This window comes from Limosilactobacillus mucosae DSM 13345 (assembly GCF_001436025.1).
Taxonomy (GTDB): Bacteria; Bacillota; Bacilli; order Lactobacillales; family Lactobacillaceae; genus Limosilactobacillus; species Limosilactobacillus mucosae.
The window spans coordinates 39131-65089 of record NZ_AZEQ01000001.1 but is presented as its reverse complement, the minus strand read 5'-3'; the positions used below and the strand labels follow the sequence as shown (position 1 = coordinate 65089).

The 25959-nt window shown below is 46.4% G+C and carries 23 protein-coding genes, 1 other RNA gene and 1 other annotated feature; of the genes, 4 read left to right on the top strand and 20 right to left on the bottom strand.

Annotation, left to right across the window (positions count from 1 at the left end; all coding sequences use genetic code 11):
- Positions 1-11 precede the first annotated feature (11 nt).
- The 15 genes from FC47_RS00320 to FC47_RS00255 all read right to left on the bottom strand — a co-directional run bounded on the left by FC47_RS00320 (position 12) and on the right by FC47_RS00255 (position 12710).
- A complete protein-coding gene (locus FC47_RS00320) occupies positions 12-971 on the bottom strand; it encodes a Ppx/GppA family phosphatase (protein ID WP_056967510.1) in 960 nt (319 codons plus the stop codon).
- Positions 964-3210: an RNA degradosome polyphosphate kinase gene (locus tag FC47_RS00315; protein ID WP_056967555.1), complete on the bottom strand. Its 2247-nt coding sequence runs from the start codon at positions 3208-3210 to the stop codon at positions 964-966. Before FC47_RS00315 ends, FC47_RS00320 begins: the two co-directional genes overlap by 8 nt.
- Positions 3211-3214: 4 nt before the next feature.
- Positions 3215-4714, bottom strand: coding sequence for a hypothetical protein (locus FC47_RS00310; protein ID WP_048345400.1), 1500 nt, complete (start codon positions 4712-4714; stop codon positions 3215-3217).
- Between the two features lie 203 nt (positions 4715-4917).
- Entirely contained in the window at positions 4918-5679 is a 762-nt protein-coding gene (locus FC47_RS00305; protein WP_033934298.1) for an acyl-[acyl-carrier-protein] thioesterase, read from the bottom strand.
- A 14-nt stretch (positions 5680-5693) separates the two neighbouring features.
- A complete protein-coding gene (rsmI, locus tag FC47_RS00300; RefSeq protein WP_033934297.1) occupies positions 5694-6560 on the bottom strand; it encodes a 16S rRNA (cytidine(1402)-2'-O)-methyltransferase in 867 nt (288 codons plus the stop codon).
- Positions 6561-6571: 11 nt separating this feature from the next.
- A complete protein-coding gene (locus FC47_RS00295; protein WP_006500467.1) occupies positions 6572-6922 on the bottom strand; it encodes a DNA replication initiation control protein YabA in 351 nt (116 codons plus the stop codon).
- Between the two features lie 18 nt (positions 6923-6940).
- The gene (holB, locus tag FC47_RS00290; protein WP_033934296.1) at positions 6941-7957 is read right to left on the bottom strand and encodes a DNA polymerase III subunit delta'; all 1017 of its coding nucleotides are present in this window, start codon (positions 7955-7957) and stop codon (positions 6941-6943) included.
- 32 nt (positions 7958-7989) lie between these two features.
- Positions 7990-8310, bottom strand: coding sequence for a cyclic-di-AMP receptor (locus FC47_RS00285; RefSeq protein ID WP_006500469.1), 321 nt, complete (start codon positions 8308-8310; stop codon positions 7990-7992).
- Positions 8311-8339: 29 nt separating this feature from the next.
- Positions 8340-8981, bottom strand: a complete 642-nt coding sequence (gene tmk / locus FC47_RS00280) for a dTMP kinase (RefSeq protein ID WP_033934295.1) — start codon at positions 8979-8981, stop codon at positions 8340-8342.
- A gap of 13 nt (positions 8982-8994) precedes the next feature.
- Positions 8995-9246, bottom strand: coding sequence for a YaaL family protein (locus FC47_RS00275; protein ID WP_039946025.1), 252 nt, complete (start codon positions 9244-9246; stop codon positions 8995-8997).
- 9 nt (positions 9247-9255) lie between these two features.
- The gene (recR, locus tag FC47_RS00270; RefSeq protein WP_006500472.1) at positions 9256-9855 is read right to left on the bottom strand and encodes a recombination mediator RecR; all 600 of its coding nucleotides are present in this window, start codon (positions 9853-9855) and stop codon (positions 9256-9258) included.
- 12 nt (positions 9856-9867) lie between these two features.
- Complete coding sequence (locus FC47_RS00265) at positions 9868-10176, bottom strand: YbaB/EbfC family nucleoid-associated protein (RefSeq protein ID WP_006500473.1); 309 nt, start codon at positions 10174-10176, stop codon at positions 9868-9870.
- Between the two features lie 32 nt (positions 10177-10208).
- Entirely contained in the window at positions 10209-11945 is a 1737-nt protein-coding gene (dnaX, locus tag FC47_RS00260; RefSeq protein WP_056967509.1) for a DNA polymerase III subunit gamma/tau, read from the bottom strand.
- Positions 11946-12077: 132 nt separating this feature from the next.
- An RNA gene (ffs, locus tag FC47_RS10345) (signal recognition particle sRNA small type) lies at positions 12078-12174 on the bottom strand.
- Positions 12175-12221: 47 nt separating this feature from the next.
- A complete protein-coding gene (locus FC47_RS00255; RefSeq protein WP_258442362.1) occupies positions 12222-12710 on the bottom strand; it encodes a nucleoside deaminase in 489 nt (162 codons plus the stop codon).
- A 266-nt stretch (positions 12711-12976) separates the two neighbouring features.
- Here FC47_RS00255 and nrdH point away from each other — a divergent pair, with 266 nt between their 5' ends.
- From nrdH to nrdF, 3 genes are all read left to right on the top strand, one after another.
- On the top strand, positions 12977-13198 hold the full coding sequence (gene nrdH / locus FC47_RS00250; protein ID WP_006500476.1) for a glutaredoxin-like protein NrdH: 222 nt from the start codon (positions 12977-12979) through the stop codon (positions 13196-13198).
- Positions 13199-13286: 88 nt separating this feature from the next.
- A complete protein-coding gene (gene nrdE / locus FC47_RS00245) occupies positions 13287-15458 on the top strand; it encodes a class 1b ribonucleoside-diphosphate reductase subunit alpha (RefSeq protein ID WP_006500477.1) in 2172 nt (723 codons plus the stop codon).
- Positions 15459-15499: 41 nt separating this feature from the next.
- On the top strand, positions 15500-16519 hold the full coding sequence (gene nrdF / locus FC47_RS00240; protein WP_006500478.1) for a class 1b ribonucleoside-diphosphate reductase subunit beta: 1020 nt from the start codon (positions 15500-15502) through the stop codon (positions 16517-16519).
- Between the two features lie 66 nt (positions 16520-16585).
- Here nrdF and brnQ read toward each other — a convergent pair whose 3' ends face one another.
- The 5 genes from brnQ to rplJ form a co-directional block, all read right to left on the bottom strand.
- Positions 16586-17956, bottom strand: coding sequence for a branched-chain amino acid transport system II carrier protein (brnQ, locus tag FC47_RS00235; RefSeq protein ID WP_039945977.1), 1371 nt, complete (start codon positions 17954-17956; stop codon positions 16586-16588).
- Between the two features lie 514 nt (positions 17957-18470).
- Entirely contained in the window at positions 18471-21110 is a 2640-nt protein-coding gene (gene adhE / locus FC47_RS00230) for a bifunctional acetaldehyde-CoA/alcohol dehydrogenase (protein WP_056967508.1), read from the bottom strand.
- Positions 21111-21527: 417 nt separating this feature from the next.
- On the bottom strand, positions 21528-22439 hold the full coding sequence (locus tag FC47_RS00225) for a phosphatase PAP2 family protein (RefSeq protein ID WP_056967507.1): 912 nt from the start codon (positions 22437-22439) through the stop codon (positions 21528-21530).
- Between the two features lie 180 nt (positions 22440-22619).
- Positions 22620-22985, bottom strand: a complete 366-nt coding sequence (rplL, locus tag FC47_RS00220; RefSeq protein WP_006500483.1) for a 50S ribosomal protein L7/L12 — start codon at positions 22983-22985, stop codon at positions 22620-22622.
- A 74-nt stretch (positions 22986-23059) separates the two neighbouring features.
- Positions 23060-23566 (bottom strand): 50S ribosomal protein L10, encoded by a 507-nt coding sequence (gene rplJ / locus FC47_RS00215; RefSeq protein WP_006500484.1) that lies wholly within the window; start codon positions 23564-23566, stop codon positions 23060-23062.
- Between the two features lie 28 nt (positions 23567-23594).
- Positions 23595-23714: a sequence feature (ribosomal protein L10 leader region), on the bottom strand.
- Between the two features lie 320 nt (positions 23715-24034).
- On the opposite strand from rplJ, the gene FC47_RS00210 reads away from it, so the two are divergent.
- Positions 24035-25366 (top strand): APC family permease, encoded by a 1332-nt coding sequence (locus tag FC47_RS00210; protein ID WP_039945980.1) that lies wholly within the window; start codon positions 24035-24037, stop codon positions 25364-25366.
- Positions 25367-25959: the final 593 nt, after the last annotated feature.

Here is a 25959-nt window from a genome sequence, read left to right as displayed (position 1 = left end):
TCTTTAAAAATTTAATCCGTCAGCGGCTGAACGATACTGCTCATGATCTCATGATCCAAGAACTTAAACATTAAGCCTTCCCGCAGCCCATTATTGCTAAATGTCAGCTGCTTGACGTCCAACTGCCGCAAAATCGCCATTAATGGCAGCAGGCCGCCAACAATTACATCAGCCCGTTCAGAAGCAATGCCATGAACGTTGGCCCGCTGCCTTTTATCCATCGCAAGCAGCGAGTGCATAATGCGATTGGCATCAGCTGTCGACATTTTTAGACCATGAACGGGTTGACGACCTTTGCCCTGAGCCTCCAGCTGCCAGCGATAGATCTTAGCCAGAGCTCGATTGCTGCCACCCAGGGCCACGACTTCTTGGTGTCGGGCCCGCTGCAGCCAGTGCTGAGGTCCCAGCGCGTGATCAACCCTAACGATGGCATCAAACAAATCAGCAGAGTTAATCTGATCATCCAGATGATATTCTTGAGAAAGCAGCACCGCACCGATCGGCAGACTGATGATTTCTTCAGCCTGTCCGTCATCGACATAGATCAATTCCATGCTGGCGCCACCAGTATCGATAATCAATCCGTTTTTAATCGGCAGAGTTCTGGTAACGCCAACATAGTCCAGATAAGCCTCCCGCTCACCAGAGATTACCTTAAAGCTAAAACCGGTCTCTGCCTTGACCCGCTTTAAGAATTCCGTCTGGTTGGCAGCCTGACGAACGGCAGCCGTGGCAACCGCAATCACCCGAACGTTTTCTAATGCCATGCAGAGCTGCTTAAAATGCTGCAGTGCTTTTATCGTTCGATCCATTGGCGCTGGCTTGAGCATTTTTTCTGGCCCCATATTTTCTGAAAGACGAACATATTCTTTTTCATAGCTTACCAAATTATAATTACCAGACTCGTTAATCTCAGTAATTCGCAGCCGAACCGAATTTGAGCCCAGATCAATAACCGCCAGATTAATCATGCGCATTGTCCTCTTTATCGTTCAAATGCAGCTTGGATACGTGACGCGTCATTGGCTGAAAGGCACTGGCTGCTTGATGCTGTTCAGTTTCCTTCTTATCAGCTCGGTTAGCTGCCTGAGCTTGCGCAATAAAGTATTCTTGACAGCTAAACGGCTGCGTCTTACCGCGGTCAATTCGCTCATACTTGTTGCCGTGCAGAATCCGTGTCTTGACATTATCTTGCCACATCTTGTCAAAAATATCGATTGCCCGTGCCTTAGTATCACTTTCCAAAACTGGGAACAGCTCCTCAACCCGTCGATTCAGATTGCGCGTCATCATATCAGCACTGGCCAGATAGATTTCTTCATGACCGTTGCCCTTGAAGTAATAGATCCGTGAGTGTTCCAAAAAACGCCCCACGATTGAATGAACCTCAATATTTTCATGCAGCTGAGGCAGATCATTGCGCAGACAGGTAATTCCGCGAATCAGCAGCTGAATCTTAACACCTGCCGCAGCCGCTTCATAAAGCCGCGCGATAATCTGCTTGTCAGACAGCGAGTTCATCTTCATGCGAATCAAAGCTGGGCTGCCGGCCTTAGCAATCTTGATCTGCTCATCAATCTTGCCATCAATAAACTCCCGAATGCCATCTGGTGAGACTCGCAGCTTATGGAAGTAGCGTGGCCGAGCAAATCCTGAAAGCATATTGAACAGGTTGGTCATGTCTTCGCCCAGTTCGTAGTCGCACGTAAACAGTCCCATATCGGTGTAGAAATGAGCCGTAACATCATTATAGTTACCAGTCCCCAGATGCATGTAGCGCCGGATGCCATCTTCGTCACGCCGAATAACCAATGCCAGCTTACAGTGCGTCTTTAAGCCAACCAGGCCATAGATAACGTGACAGCCCATTCGTTCCAGACGCCGCGCCCAGCGAACGTTGTTTTGTTCATCAAACCGCGCCTTGACTTCAACCAAAACCGTAACCTGTTTGCCTTGCTGAGCAGCCATCCCCAGATACTTAATGATCGGCGAATTGCCCGAAACACGATACAAGGTCATCTTAATCGCCAAGACCTGGTCATCAGTGGCCGCTTGATGAATGAAGTTGACGACCGATTGAAAATCATCATAAGGATGCTGAACCAGATGATCTTTAGTGCGAATTGCCTCAAAGATATTATGATCCATATCAAAGCGCGGATCGAGGTGCGCTTTGAACGGCTGATAACGCAGCTCATCGTGTCCTTTGACCATCCCAGAAAGCTTCTTTAAAAACGTCAGATCGACTGGTCCATTGACGCGATAGACTGCCGTTTCATTTACATGCAGGTTCTTGATCAGATGATTTTCCAACCATGGATCAATATCACGCTCAACCTCTAGACGCATGACATGACCATGTTCACGCTCCCGCAGCTGATGCTGAACGGCCCGCAATAGATCAGACGTATCTTCTTCGGCAACGTCCAGATCCATGTCCCGCATGACCCGATAAGTACCAGAAGAAATAATGCGGTAGCCGGGAAAAAGAACCGACAGAAATTCCTTGATCAATTCATCCAATAAGACAAACTGGTTTTCGCCTGGCAGCTTGACCAGACGCTTATAGATCTCCGGAACGCGGACCGTCGCAAATTTCTCTTCATTTTCGGTATTCTCATCATGAGGTTCTTGAGAGCGGCCTTGAATCTCTTGATCGCCTTCCAGAATTTCGTGCTCTTTAACGTGCAGGCTTTCTGGATCGCGTTCCAATTTAACTGCAATGTTGAGCGAATTGTTGGAGATAAAAGGAAATGGCCGCGATGTATCATCAGCCATTGGCGTCAATACCGGCATTAATTCCTCGTTAAAGTAGCGACGAACGTATTCATATTGTTCAGCATCCAAATTTCTGACATGTAGAATTTGAATATTTTGTGCTGCCAGTTCTGGCAGCAGCTGATCATTATAAATCTGATAGCGCTGCTCAACCATGCCGTGTTCTTTTTCATTAACCGCGTCCAGCTGCTCTTTGGGCGTCATACCTGAAGCATCGGTTGTCGTAACGTTGGCAGCCGAAAGCTTATGCAGCGAGGCAACTCGTACCATAAAGAACTCGTCCACGTTGCTTTGCGTAATCCCCAGGAAATTAGCCCGCTCCAGCAGCGGATTTTCTGGGGCCAGTGCTTCTTCTAAGACCCGACCATTAAAGTCAATCCAAGAAAGCTCACGGTTGACGTAGTTTTGCGGCTGATAAAAATCTTTATACATCATTTCATTCCCCTTCCTTGGCAATTAATTCTGGCTTTAGGCCATAGACATCGGTAAACAGCTGATTTTTTCGTTGAAAGGCCCACTTTTCCAAGACCAGATCGTCATTGGCATGGGCCGTGATCAGCAAGCGTTCATCCTGCAGGCGCAGCTCAACTCGTGAAATTTTCTGCAGGCGTGAGTCATCAAGCGAGTCCGCTACCCTAAGAATTGCCGCCAATTTGGCAACCGGCATCTGAATATCATCATCCATATGCCGATAGTGAGCCTGCGCAACGTCGGGACTCTCAGAACTGTGATAGCGCGCTACTTCAGCAATCGTACGGTTATCATCAGCTGAAAGACCAATCAGCGGATTAGCTTCTAAGATGTATTGCGAATGCCGATAGTGCCCTTGTGGATTGATAAAGTTGCCGATATCTTCAATCTTGCAGGCAATCTCTAAAAGCAGGCGATCATGCCGATCAAGCCGGTGAATCGGCTGCAGGGCATCAAACAGCTGCAGCGCAACTCTGGTAACAAACGTTGAATGCGCCGTATCAGCTCCATAGCGTTGTGCCATGTTGGCTGCTGAGGTTCGAATCATATTGGCGACCAGCGAGCGATCACCCAGCTGCATAATCGTCAGGCCATCCAAAATGCGCAGACTGGTGGCATAGATTCGCTGTGCATCCAGCAGATGAATGGTACGCGAAATCACCAGGTAGTTGGGCAATACCCAGTTGACGCTTTGCTCATCAACGTTGTAATGATTGATAATGAACTGATTGGACGAGCTGACGATCCGCTGGTAGCGCTTTTCAAAATCTTCACGCGGCACCTTGCCCAGCATCTCATCAGGCTTAACGTAGCTTTGGGCCATCGTTCCTACGTTATGAATCAACAGATTGGAATTTTTGACATGACGCAGTTCTGGTACCAGGTATTCCAGCTTGCTTGAAATATAGTCCAGAATAATCTCGCTTGGCGTCGTCGTCGTCTGGCGCAGCGTTTGGGCCAGGTGATTGACGCGCGCCTCGCCCAAGTCGATGTCCCATGACGTCTGAAACTTGCCGTGGCGGAAATAGGAAAGCCGCGTCGTGTTCAGACCAATCGTCAAAATATACAACGCCTTTTTACTAAGCTCGTTGAACCGCGGCATCTGGGCCATTACGGCTGCCAAGGCACTGGCCATCAGCTGATTGTTGCTGAGCCATTCAATATTCAAATCAGTCCTGACTTTTAATTGCTCGGCAATATAGCGAGCCTCGACCATGTTTAAGTCTTCTAAAGAGCCATAAAAGGCGAATTTTTCAACTTGATATTCACGCAGAATTCGTTGAAAACCTTGAAGATTATCAACAATAGCCTGCATGTTTTGTGCATAGTTGGCAACGTTATGACTGCCAACGATCAAGGCCCCTGATTGGACCTCGGTAATGATTTTAAGGGTTGGGAGCTCTACAATCCGAAGCGTCAAGCGATCCGGCTCTAGGAAAATAATCCCAAATAACGAATTTTTCAAATTAACACTCCTCACATGATTTTATTCAATGAATGCCCTTTTTATCTGTTATATATAAAGAATACCACCAATTTCAGCCTGTTTGGGCCTTAAAACTTTTTTGCAGTGTAAATAATACGAAAAGTCAAAAGCATATCACTTCAAAGCCGTTCATCGTACTAAAAATCGCGTCTGTCAGCTTGACAGACGCGATTTTACGTATTTTATTCATTCCAAGTCATCGTTGAGGCCGCCGCCAGCTGACCATCGACAACGATTCGATGATCAGTGGTCAACTCACCATTTTCATTGCGATAGGGACTGCTGATCTCACTGGTGACGGTTTGACCGTAGCGCACTTCTTTTTCATAGCGCATCGTCATATGCTTTAGCTGATGGTGCGTTAAAAATTCTGCCCCCAACGGATCCTGCATCCAGTCAAAGTAGCGAGCATTATTGACATGATGGTTTGAATCAATATCAAAGAATCGAACATGATAGTCATTTTTAAATCTAACGTCTTGGAGTTCGCGAGCCTTAGCCAATCTAGGCAGCCGCTTCTTTTCCGGACCATGATAAGGCTCAATGACTGCTTGCGGAATCGACATTAAATGACGCGTCTGCAGGTTCATATAAACGAACAGCCCGGTCAAGCGAACATACTCAACTTGACGATCAGCTGATTGAATCCAAAATTCGCGCAGGGCAAAGAAACGATTATTGGCAATCGCCCGCGTGCCTAGAATTACCTCTTCACCATTAATCGGCTGTCGTGCGGCAAAGGATCCTTCATAGCTGGTAATCACCCAGCCACCGCCATAGCTTTGGATGGTTGCCGTATCCAGTCCTAACGAATTGCCGTGTTCTTCTGATACCTGCACAGCCATACTGATCAGCATGCTTAAGCTGGGATGACCGGTTGCATCGCATTCATAGTAACTTAAATGATGCTTGGTTTCATATACCAAAGGGGCTTTCAATGCCATCGTCTCACCTCATCTTAAAGCTCATGGTACTGCCGATACAAATCCTGGCGCTTGATCTGATTGCGCTTGGCAACCAGCTTGATAGCCGCATTGGTTGAAAGACCATGCTGAATCTCTTGGTCGATCTGCTCTTTTAGGCTGAGGTTGGCCGCATCATCAGCTGGCTGGTCGGGATGATCATTACCGGCCACCAGAATCACAAACTCACCGCGAATCTGATGCTCATCTGCCCACTGAATCAATTCCTCCAGTGACCCGCGACAAAACTCCTCATAACGCTTGGTTAGCTCTCTTGCCAAGACTGCCTTGCGATCCAACCCAAAAACCTCGGCCATCGAACTCAGCGTTTTTGCCAGTCGATGTGGCGCCTCATAAAAGATCATCGTTTCCTGGTGTTGATTTAACGGCGTCAATTCTGCAATCTGCTGCTGATGCTTGCGGCTTAAGAAACCATAAAAATAAAATGGCTGCGGGTTAAGACCAGAGGCAATCAAGGCCGTAATCCCCGCATTGGCGCCAGGCAGTGCAACGACCTGGAGACCGGCTGCAACCGCTGCTGCAACCAGTTCCCGACCTGGATCAGAGATTGATGGCATACCGGCATCACTGCACTGCGCAATCGACTTGCCTTGCTTTAAAAGCTCAATCAGCTGTGGAATTCGCTGTTCGGTATTATGCTCATGAAAGCTGATCTGTTTGGTATCAATCTCAAAATGATTCAAAAGCATCTGCGTATGCCGCGTATCCTCGGAAGCAATCAAATCAACTGCTGCCAGCGTCTTGACGGCTCGAAACGTCATATCGTCAAGATTGCCGATTGGCGTTGGCACCAAATAGAGTCGTCCCGTTTCATTATCAGTAAAGCTGCGAATCTGTTGCATAAATATCACCCTTACTTTTGCGGCTGATCGTGGCGCCCATAGATTGCATCCAGACAAAACGCGCATGAATCGTCTTCATCCAATCGCTTGCCATAGTATTCATTGCAGACATGAAAGCCTTCTTGATACAACTTTTGCAGGTTGCGTCTTGAATCGGTCAAGCCGTCTTTGGTTGCCTGCTGATGCTTTTGTTTGAGCATTTGATGCAGATGCTCGTTTTCAATCGACAGCTCAGCATTTTCTTCCAGAACCGCCGTCATCATTGACTGCAATTCTTCCATGCTGTCGACTAGATCCTTGGTTTGCTTGGTAACTCTGGTGAATCGTTCATAAATCTTGCTTTTGTCTACTCGCTCACTCATTTGTGTCTTTCCCCATTTCTATCGCTGCAAGACATTGATAATGCGCAGTGAAAGCTGCTCGGCCGTATTTTGAAATGAAATGTTCTGGTCCATTAAATGCCTGGTTTCAAGCGTCAGTTCGCTGACCTTCAGTAATTGATCCAGTCGATAGTGCTGCGCGATTTCTTTGATCATCGTCAATTGGTCATTGAAATGCAGATCATCGACTTCATCAGCGCCATTGGCTACCATCAGCGTATCGCGCCAGATCAAAGCCATCAAATCCAGGATCAATCCTTGTTTTTCACGATCGCCAGCCACTTTCAAAAGCGTTGTCTGAACCGTGACAAAGGCTACCAGATCAGCCCGACCACATTCTTTGTACCACTGCACGACAGCTTGCACCGCTTGATTGAGCCAGTCGTCTTCCATCCATTCTTTAATCCGCGCCGTTGAATCGGTTAACCCTAATGCAATCGACTGCAGGCCAACGGGAATCTCAGCTTGATCCAGCATCTCCTGCAGAATCTTTTTAGGCAACGGCTGTAGCTCAATAATCTGGGTGCGCGAACGAATCGTTGGCAAAACGGCACTTTTATTGGTTGTTAAAAGCAGAATATAAATGCCAGGCAGCGGCTCTTCAATAAATTTTAACAGACTATTGGCGGCACTTGTCGTCATTTTTTCGGCATCTTCAATGATGAACAGTTTTTGACTGCCTTCTACGCCACTCTTGGTAAATTCTGCCTTTAAGCGCCGAATCGTATCGACCTTTATCTGCCGACCCTCTGGCGCTGCAGTAACCACATCAGGATGATTGCCAGAAAGAATTCGCTGACACTCGCTGCAGGTTCCATCCGGCTCCCCAGCTTGCGGCTGTTCACAAAAAAGGCGCAGGGCCATCCACTGCGCCAATGCTTTTTTCCCTGATCCAGACGGGCCTGCAAACAAATAGGCATGTGCCAGTTCACCTTGAACCATGGTTTTTTTTAGACGCTGACTGATTGCTGGCTGCAGCCGTTCAGCTTGCCATTTTGATTGCGTGGCATTTGCCATTTTGGATCACCTCGTCTTGACCGGTTTGCAACTTAAAACTGTAAAAATTTTTCGACTGGCAGGATAAAGACCGTGGCTCCTCCAATCTGAACGTTAATCGGAATGGCCGATGAACCGTTGTCGATCTGGGCTGCCGGGGTCATGTACTGTTCACGCGACTTGGCATTATGCTTGATGATTTCCAATACTTCATCAACCCGATCATCTTCTACGACTACCATATAAGTGGTGTTGCCTTCTCTTAAGAAGCCACCCGTCGATGACAGCTTGGTCGCACCGATATTGTTGTCGATAAAAGCATCCCGCAGCTTGCCGGCATCTTTTGGTTGAACGATTGCCATAATCATTTTCATAATAAGCCCTCCTTAAAAAGTCGCATTAGTTAAAACAGTTGCTCAAAGCGCTGATGAATTGCCAAACGAGTTGCTGAAATCACCTGCGTCAGCGGCTGACTGGCGTCAATCGTAACGATACGATCAGGATTTTGTCGTGCCAGCTTCTGATAGGCACTTCTGACCTTGCGATGAAAAGACAGCGCCTCTTCATCCAGGCGGTTGACCTGATCAGCACGATTCTGCGCGATTCGCTTAAGGCCCAGTTCGGAATCAATATCCAGATAAATCGTCAGTTCCGGCATTAAGCCATCAATTGCAAACTGATTGATCTGCCAGATGTTATCCTCGCCCAGGCCACGACCAGCGCCTTGGTAGGCAATTGAGCTGTCAACGTAGCGATCACAGAGAATTACCTTGCCGCTTTTGAGCGCTGGCATGATATCGGCAACCAGGTGCTGGCGCCGTGCTGCGGCAAACAGCAGTGCTTCCGTGCGCGGATCCATGTCGATATTGCGAGCGTCAAACAAGACATCCCGAATCTGCTCAGCGATATGGTTGCCGCCTGGCTCTCTGGTATACAAAACGCCATCCAATCCCAGCTGTTTTTGCAGGTCAGCCGTAATCTGGCGCATAACGCTGGTTTTACCCGCTCCGTCTGGTCCTTCAAATGAAATAAATTTACCGTCCATTGTCGTTCCTCAACTACTGCTTGATTACGCTGTCGTTTAAATAGCCATGCAGATGATTGCGACGCGCTTTAGTATAAAGGTACAGATATTTTTGCTCCTGCAGCTTGGTTCGACTGTAGAGCTCATTATCAACCTGCCCTTCATAGACAGCGTGCTCGGTTTCTTTGGCATGATCCCAACTATCCTTGACATTGTAGATCAGTTCCAACAGCTTTTGATTACCCAGCTCTTCAACGGCATGGGGATTGCGATGCTTAAAAAACATGATCTTCACCTACATTTCCGTTCTGCCTTGAACTGCTCTGAACAAGGTTACCTCATCAGTATAGTCGATATTGGCGCCAGCTGACAGTCCATGGGCCAAACGGGTGACTCTGATGCCCGCCGGCTTGATCAGCTTGGCCAGATATTGTGCCGTGGTCTCACCATCCAGCGAGGCATTGGTTGCCACAATGATTTCTTTGACCTCGGTATTTTTCTGCAGGCGCTTAAGCAAAGCCGGGATGTTGATATCCATTGGCCCTGTTCCTTCGCTTGGCGAGATGGAACCGTGCAAAACATGATAGAGGCCATGGTATTCGTGCATCCGCTCCATTGCCATAATATCTTGCGAATGCTCAACCACCAGAATCGTTGAACGGTCACGCGACTTATCTCGGCAGATTGGACAAGGATCGTCTTCGGTAATAAAGCCACAGATGCTGCAGTAGTGCAGATCTTTTTTCACGCTTAAGAGCGACTTGGCAAAATCCTCAACGTCTTTTTGGTCCATTCCCAGTGTATAAAAAGCAAGGCGAGTCGCGGTTTTTTCGCCAATTCCCGGCAGCTTCATATAGCTGTCGATCAGTTTGGCAATTGGCTCAGGATACTGCATCGCCAAGCCTCCTTAAATGTTCAAGCCCTTAGTGTACTTGCCGAATTTTTGCTGCGTGGCGGCATCGACTTTTTCCAGGCCATCATTAACGGCTGCCAAAACCAGATCAGCCAGCATGTCAACATCATCAGGGTCAACGGCTTGCGGATCAATCTGCAGGTCAGTCAGCTTTTTGTCGCCGGTAAAAGTTGCCTTGACCATTTCATCAGGCGAGACGCCAATAAATTCTTCCTTAGCCAGATTCTGCTGCTCTTCCATCATCTTTTGCTGCATCTTCTTAGCCTGCTTCATCATTTGTTGCATGTTCATTCCGCGCATCATAGTTATTATCCATCCTTTACTTATGTTATTGCTTAATTATCTTCTATCTTTACCAAATCGCCAAACATTTGCTTGGCCTTATCAATCAGCGGATCAGTTTTAACTGGCGTGGCTGGTGCTGACTGAGCTGATGAATCTTTTTTGTCAGTACCGGTTTTGCCTTGATTCAAATAGCCATGTTCTACCAAATAGTTATGGCGGATCTTTGGCCACTGATCCATCGGCACGAATGCCACGCGCATCTCATTGCCTGACAGACGCTGCAGGCCAGCTTCCATATCTGCTGCTAAGCTGCCGCTGTTGGCACGCTGCAGCAAAAAACTGCTGTCAAATGAAACCACGACGCCTTGCGGACTGGCCGCTACCGGCTGGGAGGTATTGATCAAAGCTCGCTGCGGCGTATCCAGCATGTTAAGCAGATCACCCCAGATTTCCTGCAGCCCGCGCAGATTCTGCTTAGTGGCATGTTCCAGAATTGGGTAGACGCGATCCAGCTTAACCGTCATCTTAGGCTGAATTTTATTGCCAGTATTGCTGCCTGCTCGTCGGACAATCCGGGATGCCGAGCCGCTGCCGGTTTGTCTTAAGCCGGCAATTGCTGCCTGCAGCTGCTGAATCTCTTGCTGCAGCTGACCGATCGTCTGATTAAGCCGGGGATCTGTCGCACTCGTTTTATTATCTTGCGGCTTGATTTGACTAAGCTTGACCGTCAAGACTTCCAAATAGACGTCAGGATGCGTCGTAAAGCGCATTTCTTCTTGAATCTCATTTAACTCGTCGATCATTTGGTACAGCTCATCGGCACTGGCAGCCTGACTCAACTGCTGAAAATCGGCTTCCTTAAGTCCAGACCCCGCGACGTTGACCAGCTGTGGCGATTCTTGATAAAGCAGCACGTCGCGAATAAATGAGATCAAGTCTTCGATGAAGCGCTGACCGTCCTTACCCTGATCCAGAATTTCTTTCATTGTATGCAGGGCTGCGGCACTTTGATGGCTGGTCGTCTCATCAAAGTATTTTTTCAGCAGCTGCTTGGTGACGCTGCCGGTAACCAAAAGCGCGTCGTCCAGCTTGACTTGATTATCGCTAAACGACAAGACCTGATCCAAAATACTCAATGCGTCACGCATGCCACCCTCAGCAGCATTGGCAATTACCCAGAGCGCGTCATTTTCATAGTCAACGTGCTTTTGATCCAGGATATACTGCATGCGCTCAAAAGCATCCTGAGCCGAGATCCGCCGAAAATCAAACCGCTGTACCCGACTGATAATAGTCAGCGGAATCTTATGCGGTTCGGTGGTTGCCAGGATAAAAATCACATTGGCGGGCGGTTCTTCCAAGGTTTTCAAAAGAGCATTGAACGCCCCAGTTGAAAGCATGTGCACTTCATCAATGATATAAACCTTGTAGTCGGCTTGAGTTGGCGCATACTTGGCCTTGTCGCGAATATCGCGTATTTCTTCGACCCCGTTGTTGGAAGCAGCATCAATTTCAATTACATCGCCGAGCTGTCCATTAGTAATTGCCCGACAGATCTCGCATTCATTGCAGGGTTCGCCGTCTTGCCGATGATGACAGTTGATGGCTTTAGCAAAGATTTTTGCCGCTGAGGTCTTGCCAGTTCCCCTTGGTCCGGCAAATAAATAAGCATGACTGATCTGCTTGGTTATGATCGCGTTTTTTAAAGTCTGCGTAACCACTTGCTGACCAACAATCTCGTCAAATCGCTGGGGCCGCCAAACTCGGTAAAGCGCTTGATAGCTCATCTTGACTGCTTCCTTTCTGGTAAAAATCCGTATTATCGTTATTATACTAGTAAAATCGTTGCAATTCGATTGAAAAAATATTTTGTACATAAAAAAAGCCGTGCGAAACGATCCACACAGCGGTTAATCTTCATAAAAAAAACATGGGGCACAAGCTGTAGCGAACTTAGTGCTGCTTCCTTCCGGACCTGACACGATTCGTAGGCACAACCTTGCCCCATGACCTTACGGCAAATAATATCTTACACTATTTTAAAACTAAATGCCAGTCTTCTGTTAATTCTTTTGCTGAGCTGATTTTCTAGCGGCTTTACGTGCTTTGCGAACCCGTTTAAAAAATTGTTTGAGCAGCTGCTGACACTCGTTTTCTTTGATTCCTGATCTAATCTCAACTTGATGATTGAATCTTGAATCGCTCAGCAGGTGATACAGACTCTCGACCGTGCCGGCTTTGGGATTTTTGGCTCCATAATATAAAGTACGAATTCGTGAGTTCATAATGGCACCGCTGCACATCATACACGGCTCCAGCGTTACGTACAGATCACATTCCTCCAGTCGCCAGCTCCCCAGATACTCGCAGGCTTCCATAATGGCCAGCAGTTCGGCATGATAGGCTGCATTTTGAAATCTCTCCCGCATATTATGACCGGCACCGATCACCTTGCCATGATAGACAACGATGGCCCCAATCGGTACCTCATCCATCAATTCAGCCTGTCTTGCTTCTGCCAGCGCCATTTCCATATAATCTTCCGGTTGCAAAATTTTTCTCCCTTATCAATTATTATTAATCAGTGTATAATGGTTTTTGTGATTTTTCTACCGCGTGAGTTATGAAGCAATCTTCATTGAAAATAAAAAATTTGCCGCAGCCGTCAGCACCTCAATCCCTTATCGCTTAGCCACTACATGTTGTATTGACGTTTTGTAAGCGTACATTATATAGTATGTCAATGCTTGTAATTTCTTCATAACCCGCTATACTATAAAACATTAATTCAACGAAAAGTTAAAGGGGATTGAGATTTATGATTACCGTTTTCTCTAAAAACAACTGTATTCAATGCAAGATGACCAAAATGTTTCTAACGCAGCACCACGTTGACTTTGTTGAACACAATATTGACGAGCATCCAGAATATGTTGATCAACTGAAAGCTGACGGTTTTAAGGCAACGCCAGTAATCAAGCTGCCTGACGGTCAATCCTTTACTGGCTTCCGTCCTGACATGCTGAAGCAATTGGCTTAGTTGTCAATTATACCGCGTTATTCCCGGGGATCGTTCAATCATTTTGCACGATGCCCGCTTTTTATTGCACTGGAAAAAGGAGTTATCCATGGCACTATCAGATATCGACCTCACCAAAGTAAAATACTACGACCTCAATAATGAACTCAACATTCCTAAAGATGGTCAAATCCAACTTGATAAGGATCATGAAGCCTTAACTGATTTTATCAAAGAAAACGTTTTGCCCAACACCAAACGCTTTGCTTCATTAAAGGAACGCTATGACTGGCTGGAGGCAAACGATTATATCGAAACCGGCTTTATGCACAAGTACCGCTTTGAATTCATCGAAGAGCTCTACGACTTTTTAAAGGCCCAGGATTTTCATTTTCATTCATTTATGGCAGCCTACAAGTTTTACGCCCAGTATGCCCTGCGAACCAACGACAAGGAATACTACCTGGAAAACTACATTGATCGCGTTGCCATGAACGCCTTGTTTTTGGCTGACGGCAATGAGGAGCTGGCCATGCAGCTGGCCGATGAATTGATTCACCAGCGCTATCAGCCAGCTACGCCAACCTTTTTAAATGCTGGTCGCAAACGGCGCGGCGAATTCGTATCCTGTTTTGAGATTCAGGCAACCGATGATATGAACTCAATCGGACGGACGATCAATTCTGCCCTGCAGCTTTCCAAGATCGGCGGTGGCGTTGGCATCAATCTTTCCAACCTCCGTGAAGCAGGCGCACCAATCAAAAAGATCAAAGGTGCTGCCAGTGGGGTCGTCCCAGTCATGAAGCTTTTGGAGGACTCTTTTTCCTACTCAAATCAGCTGGGTCAGCGGCAGGGGGCCGGCGTAGTCTACCTAAGCGTCTTTCATCCCGATATCGTGGCCTTCTTGTCTGCTAAGAAAGAAAATGCTGATGAAAAGATCCGAATCAAAACGCTTTCGCTTGGGATTACCGTTCCCGATAAATTTTACGAGCTGGTAGAAGCCAATCAAGAGATGTATCTATTCAGTCCTTATGACGTTGAGCGCATCTATGGCGTGCCATTCTCGTACGTCGACATCACCAATGAATATGAGAACATGGTCGCTAATGACGCCATTACCAAATACAAAGTCAACGCTCGCGACTTAGAAGATGAGATCTCCAAGCTGCAACAGGAATCCGGCTACCCATACATCGTCAATCTGGATACCGTCAACCGTGCTAATCCAATTGACGGTAAGATCGTAATGAGCAATCTTTGTTCAGAAATTGCTCAGGTTCAGCGGCCGTCAATCGTTAACGATGATCAGACGTTTGCCAAGCTGGGGACCGACGTTTCTTGCAACCTTGGCTCCACCAACATCGCCAACATGATGGAAACGCCAGACTTTGGCCGCTCAGTTAGTGCCATGGTACGGGGACTGACCCATATCAGCGACATTGAGCACCTTGACGTCGTTCCATCAATCGAGCACGGCAACGACATGGCTCACGCAATCGGTCTTGGTGCCATGGGACTGCATGGTTACCTGGCCAAGCATCACATTCAATATGGCTCGCCAGTCGCCCTGGAATTTACCAGTGTCTACTTTATGCTGCTCAACTATTGGACGATCAAAGCCTCCAACGACATTGCCCGTGAACGTCATGAAACGTTTGCCGAATTTGAAAAGAGCACGTATGCAGATGGCTCCTACTTCGACAAATACGTCAGTCAAGACTGGAGGCCTAAGTCGGCAACGGTCAAGCAGCTGTTTGAAGGCATCTTTATTCCTGGTATCAAGGACTGGCAGGAGCTCAAAGCAGCCGTGCAAAAGGATGGTCTCTACAACGCCTATCGTTTAGCCGTTGCCCCGAATGGATCGACGTCGTATATTGGCGACTCGACTTCCAGCTTGCACCCAATCATCAATCGGATTGAAGAGCGTCAGGAAAAAATGATTGGCAAGATCTACTACCCGGCACCATACCTCAGCAACGATACCATGCCATACTACAAGTCGGCTTATGATACCGACATGCGCAGCGTAATCGATACCTATGCGGCTGCTCAGGAACATATTGATCAATCACTGGCGATGACGCTGTTTATGCGTTCCACGATTCCAGCCGGGATGTACGAATGGAAAAATAATCGAACTGATAAGATGACAACGCGTGACTTAAACATTCTGCGCCATTATGCTTATCAAAAAGGCATTAAATCCATCTACTATATTCGGACGTTTACCGATGATCAAGATGAGATCGGTGCCAACCAATGCGAAAGCTGCGTTATCTAACTTATTGGAATCATTAAAGACTAAAGGAGCCCCACTTAATAATGAAGATTGAGAATTTTGTACCGCTTAAAAACTACCAGGCGATCAATTGGAATGAAGTCTCTGATATGATCGACAAAGCCACCTGGGAAAAACTAACCGAACAGTTCTGGCTGGATACCCGGATCCCGGTTTCCAACGATATGGATGATTGGCGAGAGCTTGATACTGATCACCAGTGGGTCGTCGGTCACGTATTTGGGGGCCTGACGCTTTTGGATACGCTGCAGTCGGAAGCTGGTTTGACGGCCCTGAAAGAAAACGTTAAGACTCAGCATGAAACGGCCGTGCTTAACAATATTCAATTTATGGAATCGGTCCACGCCAAGTCTTATTCCACGATTTTTTCCACGCTGAACACTCCTGAAGAAATCAGCGAGATCTTTGACTGGTCTGATACTGAAGAATATCTGCAAAGCAAGGCGACACGGATCGGCAATCTTTACTTAGATCCAAGCGTCAGTCCTTTAAAGAAAAAAGTTGCCAACGTCTTTTTGGAAACGTTCCTGTTCTACTCTGGCTTCTACACGCCACTGTACTACCTGGGTCACAATAAGCTTAACAACGTGGCAGAAATCATCAAGCTGATCCTGCGTGATGAATCAGTTCACGGAACCTACATCGGCTATAAGTTCCAAGTCGGCATGAAGGATCTGACCGAAAAACAGCAGCAGGACATGAAAGACTGGATGTACAACTTCTTATACGAGCTCTATGATAATGAAGAAAAATACACTCACCTGCTGTACGACCAAGTTGGCTGGACCGATGAAGTCTTGACGTTCATTCGCTACAATGCCAACAAAGCTTTGATGAATCTGGGACAGGATCCGCTGTTCCCAGATACGGCCAGTGATGTCAATCCCGTCGTAATGAACGGTATTTCAACGACAACCTCCAACCACGACTTCTTCAGTCAGGTCGGCAACGGCTACCGACTCGGTGAGGTTGAGGCCATGCATGACAGCGACTACCATGTTGCTGATCCTAATGCCGGCAAAGACATCAACGAAAAAGACTAATATATAAAAAACGTGCGTAATGCAACTGCATCCGCACGTTTTTATTTGCTTGCTATTTCAGTAATCCTAGTCCTCACTGATTGCCGGTGAAGCCATCCGTTCCTTAGCAAAGTGAATGATCAAGCCCAGTGCCAGGCCAGCAATGCCAAATGAAAGCCAGCCGAAGCCAAGACCGAAGAATGGGAAGAATTTAGCCGCAAAGCTGATCATTGCTTGAACGGCAGCCGTATTATGCAAAATAGCCGGCGTAGCGTTCATCATGTCAAAGAAAGCCGGAATCAGCGTAAAGCCAGTCGTGATGCGGTAAACCAATGGATCATTTTTAAAGAGCGGCGACATGATCCCCATGATGATCAGCGTAATTGCCAATGGGTACAAGAACATCAAGATCGGCGTTGACCAGGCAATAATCTGATCCAAGCCCAGGTTGGCAACCAAGAATGAAAGACCGCAGTTGAAGCGCAGGAAGGCTTTGTAGGAAATCTTAGGAAAACGCCGGTGGAAATCTTGTGAAAAGGCAACTACCAGCCCCATTGCACTGGTCATGCAGGTCGTCGTTGCCAAGACTGCCAAGATTGCATCGCCTGCCGTGCCCAGGTAGTAGTTGGCAATCTGTTCCAAAGTCGTACCACCGTTATCAGCCATCTTAAAGTGCGCCAGGCTGGTAGCACCAAGCCAGATCAAGGCAATGTAGATCAGAGCAATACCAATGATACCCAAAGCTCCTCCCTTAGCCGTTGCCCAGGAGATATCGCGCTGACGCTTGATACCCAATCCCTTGATCGCCGTAATAACCGTAATCCCAAAGGCCAAAGAAGCCAAGCAGTCCATTGTGTTGTAGCCTTGCAAAAAGCCGTTGGTAAATGAAGCGTGACGATAAGCAACCGTGATGGCAGCTGAACCAGCATGTCCCATGGGGCTGATAAATGCCATAAAGAAAATAATAAACATCAAGCCTAAAAACAGCGGATTAAGCATTTTACCGATCGTGTCAGTGATTCGTCCTTCCCGAGTTGAGAAGTAATACGTCAGGCCAAAGAAGGCTGCTGAATAGATCAAGGTTCCCCAGGTGTTGGCACTGGCCGAAAGATGTGGCGCAATACCAATCGCATATGAAACGGTTGCCGTCCGTGGCGTGGCGAACAAAGGTCCTAGCGTTGCATGAACCAAAATCAGAAAAATAAGTGCATACCAGGCACCATTAGGACGCGCCAGATCATAGATTCCATTGGAGCGCGTAATGCTGATTGCCAGCAGCGCCATCAGCGGCAACAGCACCCCCGACATCAAAAAGCCGCCAGCCGCGCTTAGCCAATGCGCCCCTGCCATCTGACCCAAATGAACCGGAAAGATCAGATTGCCGGCACCAAAAAGCATCCCAAAAATTAATGATCCAATCAATAAAGCATTACGGAAAGTCAGTTTATTCGTATTCATAAAAATCAATCCCCTTTCAATCAACAAATGAATTTTAAAAAGAGATCTTAGCTAAGATTTCGTGATCAACGGAAAATAAAAGCGTCCTTTTCAAATCATGGTCTGATTTGAAAAGGACGCTTTCGCGTGTTACCACCTTTTTTTGCTTAATCGTCGCCAATTAAGCCTTAACGCGTACGTGTTCATACGCTGGCGCGATCACGGGCGCACCCGTCCGACACTTCTTACGTCGCATCGGCCACTCACCGGCTACTTTCCAGTTATGGCTCCTGTCCCCGCTCACACTTCATCGGGGTCGCTGATCAGCCAACCATAACCTTACTCTCCGGATCATCGTGTTTTGTTCCGTTGATTAACTTGTCTAATACTCTAAATCCTTCTTAATAAATTGTCAACCTTTTTCTCATATTTTTTTAATTGAAATCAAAAAAGACGGTCATGGATCCGCGACCGTCTTTTAAAGTTGAGATTTTAAGTTGAGAAGATTAATTGAGAGTGCTTGGAAATCAACAGCCTATTCTTCAGTTTCGACGCCAGTGCCTTCGTAGCAGCGTTCCAACAGTTCCTTAAGCTGGCTGACCAGTGGTTCAACCGGGTTAGCAGTCGTACATTGGTCTTCATAAGCCAGAACGGCCAGTTGATCAACGACCTTGTCAAAGTCTTCGCGCTTAACGCCATTAGCTTTCAAGCTCAGCGTTACGCCACACTTATGAGCCAATTCGATAATCTTTTGTACGTATGCTTCAACCAGCTCTTCAGTCGTATCGCCCTTCAAGCCTAAGAAACGGGCAATCGCTGCATAGTCCTTGTCAGCACGGTAGTCTTCGTAATGTGGCCACATTGCCAGCTTGGTTGGCCGCTTAGCGTTGAAACGAATTACTTGTGGCAGTGCAATCGCAATTACCAGACCGTGTGGCAGATCAAAGGCCCCACCCATCTTGTGAGCCAAAGAGTGCGTGATCCCCAAGAAGGCATTGGCAAAGGCCAGACCAGCAATCGTGGAGCTGTCATGCATCTTCTTGCGGGCCAGCTTGTCGCCCTTGACGGATGCCTCAAGATTTTCCATAACGCCCTTGATGGCTTCCAGCGACCAGCCACGCGTGTAGTCAGTTGCCATTACGGAAACGTATGATTCCGTAGCGTGCGTCAAGACGTCCAGACCAGTCCAGGCCGTCGTGTTGGCTGGCACGGATTCAACGAATTGCGAGTCGACAATTGCGATGTCCGGCGTCAAAGCGTAGTCAGCCAGTGGGTACTTGACATGCGTCTTGGAGTTGGTGATAACCGCAAATGGCGTAACTTCAGAACCGGTACCAGAAGTCGTAGGGATCCCGATAAATTGTGCCTTCTTTGGCCGGCCGATCTTGTAGGCCCGCTTACGGATATCAAGGTACTTTTGCCGAACCCCATTCCAAGTCGTGTCTGGGTGCTCATAGAACATCCACATTGCCTTAGCAGCGTCCATTGGCGAACCACCACCCAGCGCGATGATCGTGTCTGGCTGGAAGTCGTTCATCCAGGCAACACCCTTGTCAACCGTATCCGTTGATGGGTCAGGTTCGATATCGGAGAAGATCTCGTATTGAACCCGGTTGTTGCGCAGCCGCAGCTGGTCAATAACCCGCTGAATATAACCGCGCTTAACCATTCCTGGACCGGTAACGATAAATGCCTTGTTGATGTTTGGAATTTCTTTCAGGTACTTCAGTGAGTTCCGCTGGAAGTAGACCTTTGGCGGAATCTGTACCCATTGTGGATTATCACGACGCATAGCAACCTTCTTAATGTTCAGCAGATCCCAGTCAGAAACGTTGTGCGAGATCGAGTTGCTGCCGTATGAACCCGTCCCCAGCGTAAATGATGGCGTCATGTTGTTGTAGACATTACCAATACCACCAAGACCTGATGGCGAGTTGACGATGATTCGGGAAGCCTTCATCTTCAGTGAGTATTCCTTGATCAATTCATCATCGTTGGTATGGATGGCTGCCGTGTGACCTTCACCACCGTAGGCCAGCAGTTCGCTACAGATCCGGAATGCATCTTCACGACTCTTGGCACGGTACATTGTCAGTACTGGCGAAAGCTTTTCGGCTGACAATGGATACTTAGGGCCAACCCCATCCAGCTCGGCAATCAGTACTTTGGTATTAGCTGGAACGTTCTTCAGCCCACACATTTCAGCAATATCATTTGCAGAACGACCAGCAATCGGGCCACGGACCTGGTGCCGATCAGGATCAATAAAGCCATTGGTAAACGTTGGAATCTCGCTTGGCTTCAAGAAGTAGCAGTTCCACTTCTTAAAGGCTTCTTTAACCTGGTCGTAGATTTCGTCGTCAATGACAACCGAGTTTTCAGTGGCACAGATCATCCCATTGTCAAAGGTCTTTGATAATACGATGTCGTAGATGGAACGATCAACGTTGGCACTCTTTTCAATGTAGGCAGGACCGTTACCAGGACCAACACCCAAGGCAGGATTACCAGAACTGTAGGCTGCCTTAACCAGTCCAGGGCCACCAGTAGCCAAAATCGTGGCGATACGAGGATTCTGCAGCAGTGCCGTCGTATTTTCACGACTGCATTGTGGAATCCATTGAATTACGTCTTTTGGCGCCCCAGCGGCTTCAGCAGCGGCTTCCAAGATCTGACCAGTCTTCAGACATGACTTAAAGGCCTGTGGGTGGAATGAGAAGATAATCGTGTTCCGCGTCTTTAAGGCAATGATCGACTTAAAGATAACCGTTGACGTGGGGTTGGTAACTGGTACGACCCCAGCAATTACCCCCAGTGGATCAGCAATCGTAATCATTTGGTTTTCATCATCTTCATCGATAATGCCAACCGTCTTGTCATTGCGGATGTTGTTCCAGATATATTCACTGGCGTAGATGTTCTTGATAGCCTTGTCTTCAGCTACCCCACGACCAGTTTCTTCAGCGGCTGAAATAGCCAGATCCATATGATGTTCTTCAGCGGCCAATGCAAGGTTTTGGCAAATTTTGTCAACCTGTTCTTGGCTAAATGTGCGCAATTGATCAAGAGCTTTTTCACTCTTATCAATCAAGCCGTTAATCAGTTCTTCAGCGGTTTGTTCCTTGTCTTTAGGCTTTTCAGTGGCCTTAACAGTGGCTTTAGCTTTAACTGTCATTGCACTAGCTCCTTCTCGATTAATTACTTTTCAACAACTTTGTTATCCTTTGAACAATTATTACTATACTCTTTTTTCTAGATTTGTAAATACTTTTTGTGAAATAAATAACAATTCCGACATTATAGAAAGCGATTACAATACTATAATGTCAACCCTTGCCGCAGTAGGAATAAAGCCTAAAAAATTTTTTATTCGGGGCCATTATAATGGTTTTAAGCGATTTTTCCTCACGCTTTTTGTATGCTGATTCACAACTTTTTTCAGCTATTTTTTATTTTTAATAGTCAAAACAGGGATTATTTGTATGATAATCCCTAAAATCCGTCTCGATTCCTCACAAATTAGCTCACCATTGAGCTATTTAACACATAAACAAAAACTGTGATCACCTTTCGATAATCACAGCCCTTATTTTTAAAAATCTTCAATTAGCTTTTTACCAAGACCATTCATGATAAAGATGATCAGTGCGGTCAGGAAAAACGAGAACGTAACGTCCGAAAAGAAATGTGCGCCCACGATTACTCGACTTATAGCAATCACGACACCATAAACGATGCCACCAATGAAAAAGCTCTTACGCTTATTGTTGGAAACGAACCATGAAAAAACGATGCATAGCGTTGCCGCCATCGTATGCCCGGATGGAAATGACTTATGCCCATTAACGCCATTGATTGTCAGCCAATTGGTAAATTCATGATTGCCGCTCGTGAGTTCATATGGGCGATAGCGTCCCCACAGGTCTTTTAAGGTCAGATTAACTTCCAATGCAAACCAAACCGTCAATGACGCCAAAATCGCAATTTTCATATAGCGGGTCAGCTGTTTAGTCGTTTTGTTTTTCAGCCACCATTGTACCAACAGCGTAAATATAACGAAAAACAGCAGCCAGACCATTATAATCGTTGAGCCTGCATAACCGCCCGTTGCTGAGTCGCTGTTGGCCATTGCTATCGCCGTACCGTTTTTAAGGTTAGTTTGTGCCGAATACAGATAGCCCAAGAATTCATTGACATACTGCTTGCTCTGCCAAAGCGACAGTGCAAGCCCGCCAACAAACAACGGTCCTGCCAGCAGCTTTTCACAGTCGCCTCGCCAGGCATAAGTCATCGCAATCTGTCCACATAAGGCAAAAATAAGATAAACCGGAAACTCGCCAAAAGTCTGGCAAAACGTCCCTACCCAGCTGTGATAATTAATTAAAGTATTGCTGATGGCTAAATCACCAAAATAGGCAATCGTTAATAAAATAATGCAAATAATTGCTGAGATGCCAAACAGCTTCTTTTGATTCTCTTCACTCAAATCAATCCCTCCTGTCAAGTTTTAGGATAGACTGTCAAAGTAAAGAAACGCCCCACTAATCAAGTTAATATTAGGTAAATTTATTTACAAAGGTATTTTTTATATAAATAAAATTGTAATTTACTAGTAGACATTAGATTATGATAATAAAAAAAGGCGACCGCATTGCGATCGTCTTTTTTTATTATTAAGCTGAGACTACTTAAGGGTAACAGTAGCACCTGCGGCTTCAAGCTTTTCCTTGATGTCGTTGGCTTCGTCTTCCTTAACGTCTTCCTTGACAGCGGATGGTGCGTTGTCAACCAGGTCCTTAGCGTCCTTCAGGCCCAGACCAGTAATGTCCTTAACAGCCTTGATGACCTTAACCTTTGCAGAACCTGCAGAAGTCAGTTCAACAGTGAAGCTGTCCTTAGCAGCAGCTTCGCCACCGGCAGCACCGGCAACAGCAACTGGAGCAGCAGCAGAAACGTCGAATTCTTCTTCGATAGCCTTAACCAGGTCGTTAAGGTCAGAGATTGATGCTTCCTTCAGAGAAGCAATGATAGCATCCTTATCAAAAGCCATGTTTATTTTCCTCCAATATTTCGGTTTATGCGCTTAGGCGCAGATCTTTAAATTTAGCGGGTACGCTGAGAAACTTAGGCAGCTTCTTCTTCGCTCTTCTTGTCGGCAACAGCCTTGACTGCACGGGCAATCTTCCGCATTGGATCTTGCAGAGCACTTGCCAGCATGGACAGCAGGTCTTCGCGACTTGGCAGCGTAGCGTATTCGTTGATCTTGTCGAGGGTTTGAACCTTCTTTTCGATGAAGCCACCCTTGATTTCCAGAGCTTCGTGGTCGTCAGCAAACTTCTTCAGAATCTTTGCTGGGGCAATAGCATCTTCGTCAGAGAAGGCTACGGCCGTTGGGCCAACGAACGTGCTCTTCAGATCTTCGTAGTCCGTACCTTCAACGGCACGTTCCAGAATCTTGTTCTTGATAACCATCATCTTGATGCCAGCATCACGCAGCTGCTTACGCAGATCCGTAACTTCGGCAACCGTCAGACCACGGTAGTCAACAACAATGGCCGTTTCAGCGTTCGTCAGCATTTCGTTGACGTTCTTAACTGCTTCAGCCTTCTTAGCAATCGTTGCTTCGCTCATGAATTTCACCTCCTGCAATGTATTTTGATCGGATTTAAAAAAATCCCTATGACCGGCAGACATAGAGAAGGAACATTTCATTTCTTCCTCGGCAGGCATTAATTAAGGCTGGTGCCACCTGAGTCTTAGGCAGAGTCATATTTAATCAACTTTGCTAGTATAACAGGATTAGATCGAGATTGCAATAACATTTCTCCAAATTATTTTCAATCATAATTAGTTGCGTTTAATTTTTTCTCATGTTATTGTAAGCTTTGTAAATTTTTCCAGCGTCAAGAGGTGCGTTTAATGATTCAACACTATTCTAAAATCAATCAATCCTCATCCTCAGCTCCAATTTAAAAGCAGTTGAGGAATTTTGACGTACTCAAATCACCAACGGCACCGAGTATGCTTAACTGCTTTAGAATTTTCTCTGCAGTTGAGCAGCTCGGTTTTTTGTTGGCAAAATGAATGGAGGATTTCTATATGGAAAAACAGCCACAAATAGAGCTGAAACGCTCGCTAGGGTTCGGCTCAGCACTTTCGATCGTAATCGGCACCATCATCGGTTCCGGCATCTTCTTTAAACAGGGTTCGGTCCTGGATAGTGCCGGATCTTCAACCATGGCCATCCTCGCCTGGGTTTTAGGAGGGATTATCACTTTAACGGCTGGTCTAACGATTGCTGAAATCGGTTCGCAGATGCCATATACTGGCGGCCTGTATGTCTATATCGAGAATCTTTACGGTCGCATCTGGGGCTTTTTAGCCGGCTGGATGCAGATTATCGTTTATGGTCCTGCAATCATTGCTTCTGTAGCAGGATTTATGAGTATTTTGATGGCTAATCTTTTCGGTCTCAGCTCCGCTTGGCGAATTCCCCTCGCTGTGATAACGATTCTTGCCATCGGTGCTATGAACATGCTGGAAAACCGCGTTGGGGCAGCATTTTCTGTAATTACTACGATTGCCAAAATGATTCCAATTGCTGCAATTATTATTTTTGGCTTATTTTGGGGACATCAGCACGCTTTTGGCCAGACGCTCAGTCAAGTACATCAATCGGCAGGCAATTTCGGTGTTGCTATCCTAGCAACTTTATTTGGCTATGATGGCTGGATTCTAATCGCCAATTTGGGTGGTGAAATGAAAAATCCACAAAAGCTGCTGCCTAAAGCGATCATTTTAGGAATCAGTGCCGTTTTATTGATCTATACCTTAATTACAATTGGCGTTCTCCGCTTTTTGCCAGTCCAAACGATCCACCGACTCGGGGAGAACACGACTGCCTATCTAGCGGTTAAAGCTTTTGGAACGATTGGCGGCAAGCTTTTGTCCATTGGTATTATCATTTCAATGATGGGAACGATCAATGGTAAGATGCTGACTTTTCCAAGAATCGTCTATGCCATGGCTAAACGGCGCGACATTCCATTTTCTCGGGCCTTGTCTTACCTGACCCCTAAAGGAAAATCACCGGTTGTCGCAACGCTTTTCATTATTCTGTTGGCTACCATCATGATGCTGTTCTTTGATCCTGATCATCTGTCGGATCTATGCGTATTTACCGTCTACTGTTTTTACATTTTGGCTTTCTTCGGCATCTTCATTCTCCGCAAGACCAATGAAGCACCCCGTCCATTCTCCACACCGCTTTATCCTTGGATTCCAATTATTGCAATTGCTGGCGGCATCTTTGTCTTGATCAGCGAAATCATCAATGATCCAGCCGGTGTCATGCTTTTTGCCGGCGTGGTCGTAATCGGGCTGCCCGTGTTCTGGATTGTTAAAAAACTTGATCAATCAGCTAATGATTAGTCTTAAATAAACTAAAGAAGCGATCGTGTTCTACTCACGATCGCTTTTTGATTTCAGTTTCTTTTATCATATTACTTTCTAATTGATTCATCGATTTGTCAATTTTATCATCTTAATTTTTATGGTGGTTTAAACATAAGATCGCCCCGTTTTAAATGGACATCAATCCTACCCGATCAGCTAAGCGATGACTAACTATTTTCACAGCCCATTGGTACCAGCTCCATTCCTTTATCACGTGGTGAAGCTATTTTATTACTGCTCGAATCATCTTAACCATCAGATACCACCTCGGTCGCTCACCTAAAATGACTAACTATTTTCACAGCCCATTGGTATCAGCTCCATTCCTTTATCACGTGGTGAAGCTATTTTATTACTGCTCGAATCATCTTAACCATCAGATACCACCTCGGTCGCTCACCTAAAATGACTAACTATTTTCACAGCCCATTGGTATCAGCTCCATTCTTTTATCCCGTGGTGAAGCTATTTTGTTACTGCTCGAATCATCTTAACCATCAGATACCACCTCGGTTGCTCACCTAAAATGACTAACTATTTTCACAGCCCATTGGTATCAGCTCCATTCT